The sequence below is a fragment of the Pseudonocardia sp. OZ21 genome (assembly GCF_059359135.1).
Genome location: NZ_JCADBN010000001.1, coordinates 209,038 through 224,070 on the forward strand (window position 1 = coordinate 209,038; position 15,033 = coordinate 224,070).

Consider the following 15,033-nt stretch of genomic DNA (forward strand, 5'->3'; position numbering starts at 1 on the left):
TCCACCGAGTCGACCCGGGGGTATCCCCCCATTGTCCGGATCGGGGTGGCCGTCAGCTCGGGGGAACGGGCCCGTCGTCGGGGGGTGGGTCGGCCCGGGTCGTCTGTTCGGGCAGCAGCGGGGCCAGCGCGAGTTCGCGGTCCGTGGCGTCCGGAGGCGCGGCTTCCACCGCCCGTACCCCGGGGCGGGCGGCGAGCGTCTGCAGTCCCGCCCGGTCGGATCGGACGACGAGCGCGAGTACGCACCGGCACGCCGGGTCGGCGAGCGCCGCCGCCTCGGCCGCGGCCACGTCGTGCGGCCGGCCGGTGAGCCGGCCCGCGTCGGCATCGGCCTGCATCTGTGCACGCCGCCGGACGGTGTCGAGCGCGGTCGGCGGCGCCACCCCGGGATCGAGGGGCTCGAACCGCAGCGCGGTCTGCACCCTGGCCAGCGGCACCCGCAGGACGGCCGTGTCGATCACGGAGCCGGACGCGGCGGCGACCGCCTCCGGCACGGTGAGCTCCGCGCCGAACTGCACCAGTGCGAGCGTCTCGACCCCCGGCGGCGGCAGCTCAGCCGGCAGCCCGGCCAGGTACGCGGCCACGCTGTCACCCGGCTCCGGGCCGAGCCGCACGGAGCCAGGCGACGGCAGCGGCGCCGGTGGCGTGAACCGGGTGGCCCCGTACAGCGCGACCAGGAGGGCCACCACGATGCAGGCGCCGAGTACCGCGAGCCTCCGACGCGGCGTCATCGCCCGGCCGGCATCAGTCGGTGAGCAGGTCCAGCGCGTGCGCCAGGTCCGCCGGGTACGGGCTCGTGTACTCCGCCCAGCGGCCGTCGGCGGGGTGTTCGAAGCCGAGCGAACGGGCGTGCAGCCACTGCCGTTCGAGGCCGAGGCGCTTGGCCAGCGTGGGGTCGGCGCCGTAGGCGAGGTCGCCGACGCACGGGTGGCGCAGCGCGGAGAGGTGCACCCGGATCTGGTGGGTGCGGCCCGTCTCGAGCCGGACGTCCAGCAGCGACGCGGCGCGGAACGCCTCGATCGTGTCGTAGTGGGTGACGCTGGCCTTGCCCCCGGCCACCACCGCGAACCGGTAGTCGTGCTTCGGGTGGCGGTCGATCGGGGCGTCGATCGTGCCGCTGGACGGGTCGGGGTGCCCCTGGACGACGGCGTGGTAGCGCTTGTCGACGGTGCGCTCCTTGAACGCCCGCTTCAGCGCGGTGTAGGCGTGCTCCGAGGTGGCCACCACCATCACCCCGGTGGTGCCGACGTCGAGCCGGTGGACGATGCCCTGCCGCTCGGCCGCCCCGGAGGTGGACACCCGGAAGCCGAGCGCGGCCAGGCCGCTGACGACCGTGGGCCCGGTCCAGCCGGGGCTCGGGTGGGCGGCGACCCCGACCGGCTTGTCGACCACGACGATGTCGTCGTCGGCGTGCAGGACGGTGAGCCCGGCGACGACCTCGGCGGGCCCGGCGATCACCGCGGGTGCCTCCGGCTCGGGCAGTTCGACCTCGAGCCACGACCCGGCGGTCAGCCGGTCGGACTTCCCGGCGGCGCGGCCGTCCACGGCCACGCGACCGTCCTCCGCGAGCGCGGCGACCACCGTGCGGGACAGGCCGAGCAGCCGCGACAGGCCGGCGTCGACACGCATGCCGTCGAGTCCGTCGGGCACGGGGAGCTGGCGGGTGTCACTCACCGACGGACCCGTCCTGCGTGCGGTCCTTGCCCTCGCCGGAGGTACGACGGCCGTCGAGCTCGCGGCCGAGCAGGGCCAGCACCACGAGCAGCACCCCGCCGGAGACGATCGAGGAGTCGGCCGTGTTGAACACCGGCCAGGCGCGGCCGTCGGGGGTGAACAGCGACACGATGTCGACGACGTGGCCCTGCAGCGGCCCCGGCGCCCGGAAGATCCGGTCGGTGAGGTTGCCCAGCGCACCCCCGAGCACCAGGCCGAGTGCGACGGCCCAGCCGGTGGAGCGCAGCCGCCTGGCCACCCGCAGGATCACCACCACCACGGCGATGGCGACGATGGTGAGCACCCACGTGTAGCCCGTGGCCAGTGAGAACGCGGCTCCGGGGTTGCGGACGAGCTGCAGGTAGACCAGGCCGCCCAGCAGCTGGACCGGCGCGCGGTCCTCGAGCTCCGCGACCGCCAGCACCTTCGTGATGATGTCGACGGCCAGCACCAGTACCGCGATCAGAGCGAGCAACCGGACCTTGGGGTTGGCGACCAGACCCTGGTCGGTCCGGGTGGTCGGTTCGCTCGCTGACTCGCTCACCACCCCATCATCCCCTACGCCCCTTCGGCTCCCGATCGCCGTGCCAGCGGGCGAGCCTGCCCCGCTGGTCGACGGCGCGGATCCGCTCCTCCGTGGCTTGGCGAGCCAGTGCCGTGGTGACGACGAGCAGCTGGTCACGTTCGCGCAGGCGCGTCTCCCGCGTGGGGGTGAACGCCTCCCCGTCGCGCACCACCAGGCTGACGGTGGCGCCGCGCGGCAGTCGCAGCTCGCTCAGGTACACCCCGCGCAGCTGCGAGCCCACCGGCACGCGCACCTGCAGCAGGTCGGCGCTCAGCTCGTCGAGGGGCGCGGCGTCGACGGAGAGCTCGCGCGGCTCGGCGCTGTGTGCGACACCGAGCCGCCGGGCCACCCACGGCAGGGTCGGACCCTGCACGAGCGTGAGCACGACGACGAGCACGAACACGACGTCGACCAGTGCCTGCGCGCTCGGCGCGCCCTCGACCAGCGCGATCAGGCCAAGCACGATCGGCACCGCTCCGCGCAGGCCCGCCCACGACAGGAAGGCCTGTTCCCGCCACGGCACGCGGAACGGCAGGGCCGCGGCCATCACCGACAGGGGGCGCGCCGCCAGGATCAGCACGAGTCCCGCGACGATCGCGGGCACCACCGCGTCGAGGAGCCGGGGTGGCGTGGCGTAGAGCCCGAGCAGGACGAAGAGCCCGATCTGGGCGAGCGAGCCCAGCCCTTCGGCGAAGGAGCGCACCCCGCCTCGGTGGGGCAGGTCGGCGTTGCCCAGCACGAGCGCAGCGACGTAGGTGGCCAGCAACCCCGAGGCGTGCGCGAGCTGCCCCGCGGAGTACGCGAGGACGCACACGGCGATCGCGGCCAGCGGGTACAGGCCGGTGGCGGGCAGGGCGGCGCGCCGCAGCGCCCAGGCGCCGGCGAAGCCCAGCACGGCACCGATCAGCGCGCCTGCCGCGAGCTGGTAGACGACGAGGAACGGCGTGGTCCAGCTGAACGTCTCCCCCGAGGCCAGCAGGACGACCGCGAGCACGACCGGGGCGTCGTTCGTCCCGGACTCCAGCTCAAGCACCCCGGCGAGGCGCGGTCGCACGCCGACGCCGCGCAGCACGCTGAACACGGCAGCGGCATCGGTGGAGGCGAGCACCGCACCCCACAGGAACGCCGCGCGCCAGTCCAGGCCCAGCAGCAGGTGCAGCGCCACCCCGACGACCGCGATGCTCACCACCACCGATACGGTCGAGAGCGCGATGCCGACCCCGAGCGACGGCCGCACCGCGGCCCACCGGGTGGTCAGGCCGCCCTCGGCGAGGATGAGCACGAGGGCCCCGAGCCCGAGCGACTCGGTGAGCGGGGCGTCGGAGAACTGGACGCCGAGCACGGACTCGCCGAGCAGGATGCCGATCGCGAGATAGATGAGCAGCGAGGGCAGCCCGAGCCGCACCGACGCGCGGACGGCCAGCACACCGAGCAGCACCACGGCGGCCACGACGCCGAGCACGACTTCCAGGCTCGCCATCCCCACCTCCGTCCCCACACGTTATCGGCGCAGGTGATGGGCCTTATGCCTGGGGACGTAACGGTCATCAGGACGGGGGGTTATCCCGAGACCCGACCGGGGACCTGCGGGATGGTGCGCGCACCCCGGCCCTCCCTAGCCTGCTCACATGGTCATCACCACCCCGGCGGTGGGCGGAGCACGGCCCGATCCGCTGCGGGCCCTGCTCGCTCCGTCCACCTGGCTCGGTGCCGCTCACCTGCTCCTCGACGGCGCGGTCGGCGCGGCCTACGCATTCGTCCTGCTCACCGGCCTCTTCTTCACCGTGATGCTCCTCCCGTTCGCGCTGCTCGGGCTGCCCGTGTGGATCCTGACGGCCTGGGTGAGCGTCGTTCTGGCCCGCATCGAGTGCGCCCGGCTGCGCCTGCTCCTCGGCGTGCGGATCGCCCCGCAGTCGATGCCGCCGCGCGACCTCAACCCGCTGCGCTACGGCGGGGCGCTGTGGCGTGACCCCGGAGTGCGGCGACGCGGTGTGTACCAGCTCGTCTCGCTGCCGCTGGGCGTGCTGACCTCGGGGGCGGTGTACTTCCTGCTGTCGGGCGCGGTGGCGCTGCTCGCGATGCCGCTACTCACCTTCCTGGTGCCCTCGCAGGGTGCCACCGTGTTCGGCATCCCGTTCGCCGACACCGGCGGCGGCCGCACCCTGCTCGCCGGGCTCGGACTCGTGCTGCTACTCGTCTCCCCGGCCGTGGTGCGTGGGCTCGTGGCACTCGACGTCGCGATCGCACGCGCCCTGCTGGGGCCGGTACCCGGCGCGCTCGCCCGGCGCGTCGACGAGCTGGAGCGCAGCCGCGCCCGGGTCGTCGACGCCGGGGAGGCCGAGCGCAGGCGACTCGAACGCGACCTGCACGACGGCACGCAACAGCAGCTCGTCGCGCTCGGTATGACGCTGGGCCGGGCCAAGGCCCGCTACAAGCAGGACCCCGGCAGCATCGGCGAGCTGCTCGACGACGCCCACCAGCAGGCCAAGGACGCCGTCACCGACCTCCGCGGGCTCATCCGCGGGCTGCACCCCCCGGTGCTCACCGACCGCGGGCTGGATGCGGCGCTCTCGGCCATCGCCGTGCGCTGCCCCGTCCCGGTCGATCTCACCGTGGACCTGGACGAGCGCCCGAGCGCCACCGTCGAGGCGATCGGCTACTTCGTGGTCGCCGAGGGGCTCACCAACGTCGCCCGCCACTCCCGCGCCGCCCATGCCTCGGTCGCCGTGCGCCGGGAGGGCTCCGGCCCGGTCTGGATCGTCATCAGCGACGACGGGGTGGGAGGTGCCGACCCGGAGCGGGGCACCGGTCTGCGCGGCCTCGCCGACCGCGTGTCCGGCGTGGACGGCCAGCTGCGCGTCGACTCCCCTGTCGGCGGCCCGACCGTGCTCACCGTCGAGCTGCCCACCACCGAGCCCGCCCGATGACGGCCGCGCCCGCCGGCCCGGTGGCGGCAACCCGCCCCCGGGTCACCGTCGCCGAGGACTCGGTGCTGCTGCGCGAAGGGCTCTGCCGCCTGCTGACCGAGGCCGGGTTCGACGTCGTCGCGGCCGTCGGCGACGGGGAGGACCTGCTGCGCGCCGTGGCCGCCGACCAGCCGGACGTGGTCGTGGCCGACGTGCGGATGCCGCCGACCCACACCGACGAAGGCCTGCGCGCGGCGCTGGTGATCCGTTCCCGCTGGCCGTCGGTGGCCGTGCTCGTGCTCTCCCAGTACGTGGAGGAGCGCTACGCCACCGAACTGCTCGCAGGCGAGACCCGCGGCGTCGGCTACCTGCTCAAGGACCGCGTCGCCGACGTCGAGAGCTTCGTCGAGGCGCTGCACCGGGTGCGCACCGGCGGCACCGCACTCGACCCCGAGGTCGTCTCGCAGATCTTCGCGCGGTCCCGGCGGGCCCAGCCGCTCGCCGGGTTGACGCCGCGGGAACGCGACGTGCTGACCCTCATGGCCGAGGGGCGCTCCAACAACGGCATCGCGGAGGCGCTGACCGTCACCGAGGGGGCCGTGGAGAAACACATCAGCGGGATCTTCGGCAAGTTCTCCCTCCCGGCGGCCCCGAGCGACCACCGTCGGGTGCTCGCCGTGCTCAGGTACCTGGAGGACTGACCGTGACCTCCACCGAACCGACCTCCACCAGGCCCGCAGGACTTCGCCGGGGCGTCCTGGTCGCCGCCGTGCTGTTCGTCGTCGTCGTGGCCGGCACCGGTGCACTGCAGCTGCTCTCCCAGGTGGCGACGGGCACCTACGAGCGGACGAGCACCCTCACGCCCACGGCCGAGCACTTCACCGTGGCCAGCGACGCCGGCACGGTCACCCTCTCCCCCAGCAGCGACGGCGCCGTGCACGTCCGCACGGTGGTCCGCTACGGGCTCGGCCAGCCGCAGCTGACCGAGGAGACCACCTCGGCAGGCGTGCGGCTCGACGCCGGCTGCAGCGGGCTGCTGGCCACGAGCTGCGATGTCGACTACGCCGTGGAGCTCCCGCCGTCGTTCCCGGTGTACGTCGAGGGCACAGCGGGGGACGTCACGGTGAGCGGCCTCACCGGGCCGGTCACGGTGGAGCGCGCCACCGGCGACATCGCCCTCGTCGACCTGACCGGGCCGGTCGACGTCACCACCATGACCGGGGTGATCAGCGGCAGGGGTCTGCGCAGCGACGTGGTGCACGCCGAGACGAGGTCCGGCGATGTGCGGCTCGACCTGCGCGAGCCGCCGAGCTCGCTGGCGGTGGACTCCCTCAGCGGGCAGATCGACGTCACGGTGCCGGCCACCGGCTACCGGGTCGACGCGCGGAGCACCAACGGTGAGGCGTCGGTCCTGGTGCCCGTGGACGCCACCGCGCCCGGCATGATCGTGCTCGACAGCGAGAACGGGGACGTTCTCGTCCGTCCCTCGCTCTGACCCGCCGGGCCGGCCGCGCCTCAGCCCACCGTCCAGGACAGCGTGGCCGCGGTGCGGACGCGGTCCAGGTCGTCGAGCACGGCGTCGACCTCCGGGACCCTGTCCTCGGGAAGGCACAGCCTGCGAGCCACCCACACCGGGTCCCGCCGGTCGGACGTGCGCTCCCACCGCTGCACGGCCGGCTCGATCCCGAGCTCGCGCAGCACGCCCACCGCGTCGTCCGTGGTGGCCGGCGGCGGCCGGTGCAGCCCGTGGAAGCGTTCCCACAGCGGATCGAGCCACGCCGTCGGGTGCTGCGTCATCATCTCGACGACCACGCCCCGGCGGGCGGCCGCGGTGAGCGCACGCACGAACGGCGGCAGGTCGACGACGTTGTGCAGCACGTGGTGGGAGACGACCACGTCCGCGGCGCCGGCCTCGGCGGCCACGTCGGGCCAGCGCCCCCCGACCGTCCGGTACGGGAGGTGCCGGGCCTGCGCCGCCGCGGCGAAGGAGTCGAGCATGTCCTGCTGCTGGTCGACGCCCGTGGCGTGGGTGATCCGCCCCACCAGCGCGAAGGCGGCCACCCCTCCCCCACAGCCGACGTCGAGCACGGTGCCACCGTCGGCGAGCAGCTGCAGAGCGGCCCGCCGCGACGGTGTGTCCACCGGTTCCGGTGGAGCCGCGAAGTAGTCGACGTCGTGGTGAAACGGGTTGTTCCGGGCCTTGGCGAGGATCTCCGGGGGGATGCCCCGGCCCTCCTGCCGCTCGGCCCACACGGTCGCCGCATCCATGGGTCCGAGTATGCGCGCGGATCGCCGGTGTCGATCTCGGGTCGTCGCTCCGGCGAGGGTCCTCCTCGTCACCCTGCCGTGAGCTGCTCGACGAGCATCGCCACGCGCTGCTCCTGAGCGGCCGCCGGGATGCGCCCACCGCGGACGAGGGTGACGAGCCCGTGCATCGTGGCCCACCAGACCTCGGTGAACACGCCGGTGTCCCGCTCACCTGCCAGCGGCGCGAGCACGTCGTGGAGCTGCGCGAACCCTGCTTGCATCGGAGCGGGCGTGGTGTCCTGCGCGAACGGCAGGTCGGTGGAGAGGGTGAACATGGCGTCGTAGAGGGCGGGGTTGGTCTCGGCGAACGCGAGGTACGCCCGGACGACGGACGTCACGGCCTGGTCCGTCGTCCCCGCCCCCACCCGGGCGGCCGCGAGCGCGTTGGCGAGCTCGGTGAAGCCCTCCAGCGCGACCGCCCCGACGATGGCGTCCTTGCCGGCGAAGTGGCTGTAGAGCACCGGCTGGCTGTACTCGATCCGCTCCGAGAGCCGCCTCGTCGTCACCGCGTCCCAGCCCTCGGTCTCGGCGAGCTCACGTGCCGTCCGGACGATCAGCTCGTGGCGTGCAGCGCGCTCCCGCTCGCGGCGGTTCTGGTTCGGCATCGTCAGATCCTAGCATTGCTAGATCTTCAAGCAACGCTTGTGTTAGCGTCGCCCTCGATCCTAGCGACGCTAGATTCCACTGAAGGAGCACCACATGTTCGTGACCTACATCGGCGCCGCCCTCGCCGGTCTCACCGGAGTCGGCATCATCGCGGTCGGAACGCGCTACCTCCTGGCCTCGCAGGCGAGCGCAGCGACCTTCGGCCTACCGGACTGGCCCCGCGGCGACGCCGGCGCGTGGCTGTACCTGAAGGGCATCCGCGACATCGTGTCGGGGCTCGTGATCCTCGTCCCTCTCGCACTCGGGCAGTTCCACGTGCTCGGCTGGCTCGTCCTGGCCGCGTCGATCACCCCGTTCGGTGACGCACTCGTGGTCATCAGGAACAAGGGAAGCAAGACGCTCGGATACGCCATGCACGGAGGCACTGCAATGGCCGTGGTGATCGCCGGCCTGCTTCTTCTGCTCGGGAGCTGAGCACGGCCCTGGTCGTCGCCCCGCTTCGCCGACTCCGTGGTCGTCCGACGCACCATGACGCGACGGACGCGGCCACCCCAACCCGGAGATCGCGAACGAGCCCGCGCGGCGGCCGATCCCGCCATCCTCCCGGTCAGCCGAGCAGCTCGAGGTGCCGCGTCGCCAGCACCGTCTCGTCGCCCTCCAACGCCACGACCTTGTCGCGGGCCCACAGCCCGGACACGATCTCGACCTTCCCGGGCCGGAGCCCGAACGCCTCGGCGAGCACCTCGCGGACCGCGGCGTTCGCGGCCCCGTCCACCGGCCGGGCCCGCACCGACACCAGCAGGACCGGCCCGTGCGGGCCGGGCCGGCTCCCGCCGACGGAGTCGGCACGGGCGCCGGGCCGGACCCGGACGGAGATCCTCACCCGGCGCGGGTGACGAGGACGCGCACCTCCGTCGACGCTCCGTCGGGAGCGGCGACGGCCCCGGTCAGTGCCGGGTCGGGGACCTCGGCGTAGGCCACGGAGACCGCCAGCACCTCGCCGGACACGAACGGCTCGTGCGCGCGCACGGCGTCGAGCACCGGACCGGGCCCGTCGAGCGTGAGCGCCACCCGGTCGGACACGTCGAGACCGGCATCGCGGCGGGCCTGCTGCACGACGCGCACCACGTCGCGGGCGGTGCCCTCCGCCGCCAGCTCCGGCGTGACCGCGGTGTCCAGCACCACCAGCCCGGTGGAACCGGGCAGTGCCGCGGTCGCCGTGCCCGCGCCCTCTCCGCCCGCCGCCACCAGCTTCTCGGTGAACTCGGCGGGCAGCAGTTCGATCCCGGCCGCGGTGACGGTGCCGTCGTCGTTCGGCGTCCACTCCCCCGCCTTCACGGCGCGGATCACCTTCTGGGTGTCGCCGCCCAGCCGAGGACCACAGGCCCTGGCGTTGACCGCGATCTCGAACCGCCCGTAGGCCGCGACGTCCGTGGTGAGCACGACGTCCTTGACGTTGACCTCGTCGCGCAGGATGTCGGTGAACGGCTCCAGCGCCGCGACGTCGGCGGCCGCCACCGTGAGGGTGGCCAGCGGCAGCCGCACCCGCAGCCCGCGGGCCTTGCGCAGCGACAGCGCCGACGAGGCCACCTGCCGCACGCGCTCCATCGCGGTGACCAGTGCAGCGTCGTGCGGGAGCTCATCGGACGTCGGCCAGTCCGCGAGGTGCACCGACCGGCCGCCCGTGAGCCCCTGCCAGACCTTCTCCATCGTCAGGGGCAGCAGCGGAGCGGCGACCCGCGCGGTCACCTCGAGCACGGTGTGCAGCGTGTCGATCGCGTCGGCGTCGCCGTCCCAGAACCGCTCCCGCGAGCGGCGCACGTACCAGTTGGTGAGCGCCTCGGCGTGGTCGCGGACGTGCTCACACGCCCCGGCCACGTCGTAGACGTCCATCGCCGCGGTGACGTCGTCGACGAGCGCCGCCGTGCGCGCGAGGACGTAGCGGTCGAGGACGTGCTCCGAGTCGGTGCGGAACACGCCCTGCCGCCCCGCCGCCCCGGCGTAGAGCGACAGGAAGTACCACGTGTTCCACAGCGGCAGGAGCGCCTGCCGCACACCCTCGCGGATGCCCTGCTCGGTGACGACCAGGTTGCCGCCGCGCAGGATCGGCGAGGCCATCAGGAACCAGCGCATCGCGTCCGAGCCGTCGCGCTCGAAGACCTCGTTGACGTCCGGGTAGTTGCGCCGCGACTTCGACATCTTCTGCCCGTCGTCGCCCAGGACGATGCCGTGGGCCATGCACGAGCGGAACGCTGGCCGGTCGAACAGCGCCGTGGCCAGCACGTGCAGCAGGTAGAACCAGCCGCGGGTCTGCCCGTTGTACTCGACGATGAAGTCGCCCGGGTAGTGGTGGTCGAACCAGTCGCGGTTCTCGAACGGGTAGTGCACCTGGGCGAACGGCATCGAGCCCGAGTCGAACCAGCAGTCGAGCACCTCCGGCACCCGGCGCATCGTCGAGCGCCCGGTGGGGTCGTCCGGGTTCGGCCTGGTGAGCTCGTCGACATACGGGCGGTGCAGGTCGGTGGGGCGCACGCCGAAGTCACGCTCCAGCTCGTCGAGCGAGCCGTACACGTCGACGCGCGGGTATTGCGGGTCGTCCGACACCCACACCGGGATGGGCGAGCCCCAGTAGCGGTTGCGGGAGATCGACCAGTCGCGGGCTCCCTCCAGCCACTTGCCGAACTGCCCGTCGCGGACGTGCTCCGGCACCCAGGTGATCTCCCGGTTCAGCTCCACCATGCGGTCGCGGAACGCCGTGACCTGCACGAACCACGAGTCGACCGCCCGCTGGATGAGCGGGTTGCCACAGCGCCAGCAGTGCGGGTACGGGTGGTCGTAGGTCTCGTGGCGCAGCAGCACCCCCTGCACGTGCGGGGCGCTGTCGCGCAGGTCGCGGATGATCTGCGGGTTGGCGTCGAACACCTGCATGCCCGCGTAGGGCGGCACCCGCGAGTCGAACTCACCGCGGGAGTCCACCGGCACGACGGTCTGGATGCCCGCGGCGTCGGTGACGACCTTGTCCTCCTCACCGAAGGCAGGCGCGATGTGCACGAGCCCCGTGCCGTCCTCGGTGGTGACGTAGTCGGCGGCCAGGATGCGGTGAGCGTTCTCCCAGCCGCCGAAGAAGTCGAACGGCGGGAGGTAGGGCAGCCCCAGCAGCTCGCTGCCCTTCATGGTGCGCAGCACCATGGGCTCGCCACCGTCCACCGTGCCGAGCTCGCGGGCGTAGTGCGCCACGCGGGCCGCAGCGACGATGTAGTTCTCGCCGTTGCCGGCGAGCACCACGTAGTCGACGTCGGGGTTGACGGCCACCGCCAGGTTGGACGGCAGGGTCCAGGGTGTGGTGGTCCACACCAGCGCCAGCGCGTTGTCCATGTCGGTGCCGGGTGCGCTCACCCGCAGGCCCACCGTGACGGCAGGGTCCTGCCGGTTCAGGTAGACGTCGTCCATCCTGGTCTCGGTGGCCGACAGCGGGGTGCCGTCGTGCCAGCAGTACCAGAGCACCCGGAACCCGGAGTAGACCAGACCCTTGTCCCACAGGGTCTTGAACGCCCACATGACGCTTTCCATGTAGTCCAGGTCGAGCGTCTTGTAGTCGTTGTCGAAGTCGACCCAGCGGGCCTGGCGCGTGACGTAGTCGCGCCACTCGTCGGTGAAGCGCAGCACCGAGGTGCGGCAGGCCTCGTTGAAGGCCGCGACGCCCATCTCCTCGATCTCGGACTTGTCCTTGATCCCGAGTTCGCGCTCCGCCTCGACCTCGGCGGGTAGCCCGTGGGTGTCCCACCCGAACCGGCGCTCGACGTGCTTGCCGCGCATCGTCTTGTAGCGCGGCACGACGTCCTTGACGTAGCCGGTGAGCAGGTGCCCGTAGTGCGGCAGCCCGTTGGCGAACGGCGGGCCGTCGTAGAAGACGAACTCGTTGCTGCCGTTCTCCCCGGCGGGGCGAGCCTCGACCGAGGCGACGAACGTGCCGTCGGCCTCCCAGGCGTTCAGGACCTCGCGCTCCAGCGCGGGGAAGGACGGGTGCGCGGGAACTGCGGGATAACCGGACTGCTCGGCGTGGGCGCTCATCGCTGGTGCTCCTCGTGCGTGGCTCGTGCTGCTGCCTGCACGGGGACGACGGCCCTTGCGGGCGCCGCGGTACCACCCCGCTTGCCGCCCCGGGGGACGGCCTCTCATCGGACGGCTGTGACGGGCCGCTCCCGTCCGGTTCTACTGGGGCGACCCGGCCGCTGCCGAACGCCTGTTCTTCCGGAGGCTCCCCGGTGATGGCCGGATCGGTGCCTGTACGTGCAAGGGTAGCGCCACGGCGCGAACCGATATTCCCGCGGGCCCGCCTACCGCGCGGCGGCGCTACCTGGTGGAGGCGCCGTGCCTGCTCGCGAGCGTGCGGTCGGGCGCGCACCAGCCGCACGGCGAGAACCCGAGCTCGATGGCCTCGCGCACCGCCAGCGGGATCGGCGGCTTGCCGACCAGCGCCCGGCAGCTCTTGACGTGGTAACGCGGCTGCTCGTCGATCACCAGCACCTCGTCGGCGAGCGCGGCGACCAGCTTGAAGACGGCGGTGTCCGGCGGCTCCTCCGGAGGCTCGGCGTCGATGTCCGCCTGCGGCTGCTCGGCGTCAGCCGCAGCGGAGGTGTCGGCGGCGTCAGTGCTCTCGGACGAACTACCGGACGAACCACCGGCGACAACCGCTGCCGGCGTGCCGTCGCCTGCGACCTCCCCGGCGGACGCCCCGGCGCCGGCCGAGGCGGCCGGGCTGTGGGCCTGCTCCGTCGGCGACGAACCGCCTCCGGCAGGCGCGCCGCCCGCGGCCGTGCTGCCGGTTGCGGTGCTGCTCGTTACCGAGCCACCCACCGACGAGCCGCTCGCGGTCGGGCCGCCGGTTGCCGTGCTGCTCAGTGCCGTTGTTGCCGGGCCGCTCGCTGCCGAGCCGTCGGCCGTGGAGCCGTCCGTGGTCGGGCCGCTCGTGGCTGGGCCGCCGGCTGTCGTGCCACCGGGGGTCGAGCCGGCGCCTGCGGTCGCGCTCGATGCAGTGCCGCCGGCCGCGCCGGCGGGGGTGGTGCCACTCGTGGCCCTGTCGGCAGCGGGCGTGCCACCAGCTGCCGTGCCGCCGGCGGTGGTGCCGCTCGTGGCCGTGCTGCTTGCCGCTGCGCCGCCGACCGCCGAGTTGCCGGCCGTGGTGCTGTCGGCCGTCTTGCTGTCGGCCGCCGCGGTTCCGGAACCCGCGGTTGCCTCGCGGTCGGAAGGGCCGGCGTCCGGAGCCGAGCCCGCGGGGGTGGCGGGCTTCCGCGCGCTCATGACCACAGTGGTCTCGACGGGGGACGAGCCCGCGGCGGGGGCGCCCTTCGGGGTGGACGCGGCGGAGGCATCAGCGGCAGGGGCGCTCTTCTCCCCGCCCGCCTTGCCGGAGTCGGCCTTGGCTGCGGCGGGGGCCTCGCTCGCCGGCGCCGTGGCGGCCTGCGCGGCAGAGGGCGGGGACCCCTCGGCGTCGCTCTCCGGCGGAACCGAAGCGGGGCGATCCGCACCGCTTTTGGTTACGCTGCGTGACAAATCACTGCCCGATGGGCTGATTCCAGCAGTAGCGCCGGACGGTCGATCGGTAGAGCCGGACGGTGTCACCGCGGGCATCACCACGGTCTGCGTGCCGTCCAACAACTCGTCGAACCGGTGATCAGCGGCGTTCTGAGGGGCGCCGTTGACCCCCGCCGGCCCGGTGGACCCGGGCTGGGGAATGACCGGCAGGACCTCGGTGACCGGGTCGATGTCCAGCGTGCCCGCGGCCGAGGCGCCGTTGCCCGTGGCCGCCGCAGCGGCACCGGCCTTCACCGCGTTGCGTCGCTGCATCCAGTCGACCAGCAGGACGGCCGCCGCAGCGACGCTGATCCCTACGGATACCCAGGCCCACAGGACGCTGCCCGACAGCAGCGCCACCACCAGCAGGCCGAAGGCGATCAGGACCAGGATCAGGACCAGGAGCAGCACGATTCTCTCCGTGTGCGGCGGTGCGGCGGGAGTCCGCCACACCGCCCGTGTAGGTCTCGGTCAGCTACCGGCGTCGGCACGCTGGCCGTAGCCGGTGGAGGCGTACCCGCCGTTGGAGCTGGACCGACTGTCGGACGGAGCCGCCGAACCGCGCTCACCGAGGTCCCTGAGCTGGGACTCCAGGTAGGTCTTGAGGCGGGTGCGGTACTCACGCTCGAACGTGCGCAGCTCGTCGATCTTCTTCTCGAGGACCGACTTGTCGCGCGTGATCGTGCCGATGATCTCCGCCTGCTTGCGCTCGGCGTCACCGACGAGCGTGGCCGCCTTGTCGCGCGACTGGCGCTCCAGCGTCTCCGCCCTGGTACGGGCGTCGTTCAGCATCGTCTCGGCCCGCGAGCGGGCGTCGTTGACGAGGCCGTCGGACTTGGTGCGCGCATCCGACAGCAGCTGTTCGGACTTGGTGCGGGCGTCGGTGAGCATCGCGTCGGCCTCCGACTTGGCCTCGGCGGTGAGCCGCTCTGCCATCTCCTGGGCCATGCTCAGGACCTTGGCCACCTGGACGTGGTGGTCGCCGCCCTCCCCGTCCATCAGCGACTGCGGGCCGCCCATGGAGCGCGGTGGCTCCATCTGCCGCATCGACGGGGGCTCTACCTGCCGCTGGATCTGCTGCGTGGGGGGCGAAACAGGCGCCCCCATCTGAGCAGGCGGACGCGAACGCGCGTCCTCCAAGTCGGCCTGTGCGTTCCCGAGGCGCTGTTCGAGCTGGGAGACCTGCTCGCGCAGGTCCTCGTTCTCCTCGATCAGGCGAGCCAGCTCGGCCTCGACCAGGTCGAGGAACGCGTCGACCTCGTCCTCGTTGTACCCCCTCTTGCCAATGGGGGGTTTGCTGAACGCGACGTTGTGGACGTCGGCGGGCGTCAGCGGCATCGGATCACCTCATGCAGTCCTCGGC

General features: G+C 73.1%; 14 protein-coding genes. 4 read left to right on the forward strand and 10 right to left on the reverse strand.

Annotated features, from left to right (window positions below; translation table 11 throughout):
• Positions 1-52 precede the first annotated feature (52 nt).
• Genes AC5L35_RS01055 through AC5L35_RS01070 form a run of 4 tightly spaced genes read right to left on the reverse strand, consistent with a single transcriptional unit; the run spans position 53 to position 3,757 of the window.
• Positions 53-730 (reverse strand): hypothetical protein, encoded by a 678-nt coding sequence (locus AC5L35_RS01055; protein WP_495057587.1) that lies wholly within the window; start codon positions 728-730, stop codon positions 53-55.
• 13 nt (positions 731-743) lie between these two features.
• Positions 744-1,628 (reverse strand): RluA family pseudouridine synthase, encoded by an 885-nt coding sequence (locus AC5L35_RS01060; RefSeq protein WP_495058064.1) that lies wholly within the window; start codon positions 1,626-1,628, stop codon positions 744-746.
• Positions 1,629-1,665: 37 nt separating this feature from the next.
• Complete coding sequence (gene lspA / locus AC5L35_RS01065; protein ID WP_495057588.1) at positions 1,666-2,256, reverse strand: signal peptidase II; 591 nt, start codon at positions 2,254-2,256, stop codon at positions 1,666-1,668.
• A 7-nt stretch (positions 2,257-2,263) separates the two neighbouring features.
• Positions 2,264-3,757: a potassium/proton antiporter gene (locus AC5L35_RS01070; protein ID WP_495057589.1), complete on the reverse strand. Its 1,494-nt coding sequence runs from the start codon at positions 3,755-3,757 to the stop codon at positions 2,264-2,266.
• A 148-nt stretch (positions 3,758-3,905) separates the two neighbouring features.
• Here AC5L35_RS01070 and AC5L35_RS01075 point away from each other — a divergent pair, with 148 nt between their 5' ends.
• The 3 genes from AC5L35_RS01075 to AC5L35_RS01085 are packed head-to-tail and all read left to right on the forward strand — an operon-like array spanning position 3,906 to position 6,678.
• Complete coding sequence (locus tag AC5L35_RS01075; RefSeq protein ID WP_495057590.1) at positions 3,906-5,204, forward strand: sensor histidine kinase; 1,299 nt, start codon at positions 3,906-3,908, stop codon at positions 5,202-5,204.
• Positions 5,201-5,884, forward strand: coding sequence for a response regulator transcription factor (locus AC5L35_RS01080; protein ID WP_495057591.1), 684 nt, complete (start codon positions 5,201-5,203; stop codon positions 5,882-5,884). The genes AC5L35_RS01075 and AC5L35_RS01080 overlap by 4 nt, the downstream gene beginning before the upstream one ends.
• A 2-nt stretch (positions 5,885-5,886) precedes the next feature.
• Positions 5,887-6,678, forward strand: coding sequence for a DUF4097 family beta strand repeat-containing protein (locus tag AC5L35_RS01085; RefSeq protein WP_495057592.1), 792 nt, complete (start codon positions 5,887-5,889; stop codon positions 6,676-6,678).
• A 20-nt stretch (positions 6,679-6,698) separates the two neighbouring features.
• Here the strand turns inward: AC5L35_RS01085 and AC5L35_RS01090 are convergent, their stop codons facing one another.
• Positions 6,699-7,451, reverse strand: coding sequence for a class I SAM-dependent methyltransferase (locus AC5L35_RS01090; protein WP_495057593.1), 753 nt, complete (start codon positions 7,449-7,451; stop codon positions 6,699-6,701).
• Between the two features lie 68 nt (positions 7,452-7,519).
• Complete coding sequence (locus AC5L35_RS01095; protein ID WP_495057594.1) at positions 7,520-8,095, reverse strand: TetR/AcrR family transcriptional regulator; 576 nt, start codon at positions 8,093-8,095, stop codon at positions 7,520-7,522.
• Positions 8,096-8,189: 94 nt separating this feature from the next.
• Between AC5L35_RS01095 and AC5L35_RS01100 the strand changes: the two genes are divergently transcribed.
• Complete coding sequence (locus tag AC5L35_RS01100) at positions 8,190-8,570, forward strand: DUF4267 domain-containing protein (protein WP_495057595.1); 381 nt, start codon at positions 8,190-8,192, stop codon at positions 8,568-8,570.
• Between the two features lie 133 nt (positions 8,571-8,703).
• Here the strand turns inward: AC5L35_RS01100 and AC5L35_RS01105 are convergent, their stop codons facing one another.
• The 4 genes from AC5L35_RS01105 to wag31 all read right to left on the reverse strand — a co-directional run bounded on the left by AC5L35_RS01105 (position 8,704) and on the right by wag31 (position 15,008).
• Complete coding sequence (locus tag AC5L35_RS01105; protein WP_495057596.1) at positions 8,704-8,979, reverse strand: DUF167 domain-containing protein; 276 nt, start codon at positions 8,977-8,979, stop codon at positions 8,704-8,706.
• Entirely contained in the window at positions 8,976-12,167 is a 3,192-nt protein-coding gene (gene ileS / locus AC5L35_RS01110; protein ID WP_495057597.1) for an isoleucine--tRNA ligase, read from the reverse strand. Before ileS ends, AC5L35_RS01105 begins: the two co-directional genes overlap by 4 nt.
• A 282-nt stretch (positions 12,168-12,449) precedes the next feature.
• Complete coding sequence (locus AC5L35_RS01115) at positions 12,450-14,081, reverse strand: hypothetical protein (RefSeq protein WP_495057598.1); 1,632 nt, start codon at positions 14,079-14,081, stop codon at positions 12,450-12,452.
• Positions 14,082-14,141: 60 nt separating this feature from the next.
• The gene (wag31, locus tag AC5L35_RS01120) at positions 14,142-15,008 is read right to left on the reverse strand and encodes a DivIVA-like cell division protein Wag31 (protein ID WP_495057599.1); all 867 of its coding nucleotides are present in this window, start codon (positions 15,006-15,008) and stop codon (positions 14,142-14,144) included.
• Positions 15,009-15,033: the final 25 nt, after the last annotated feature.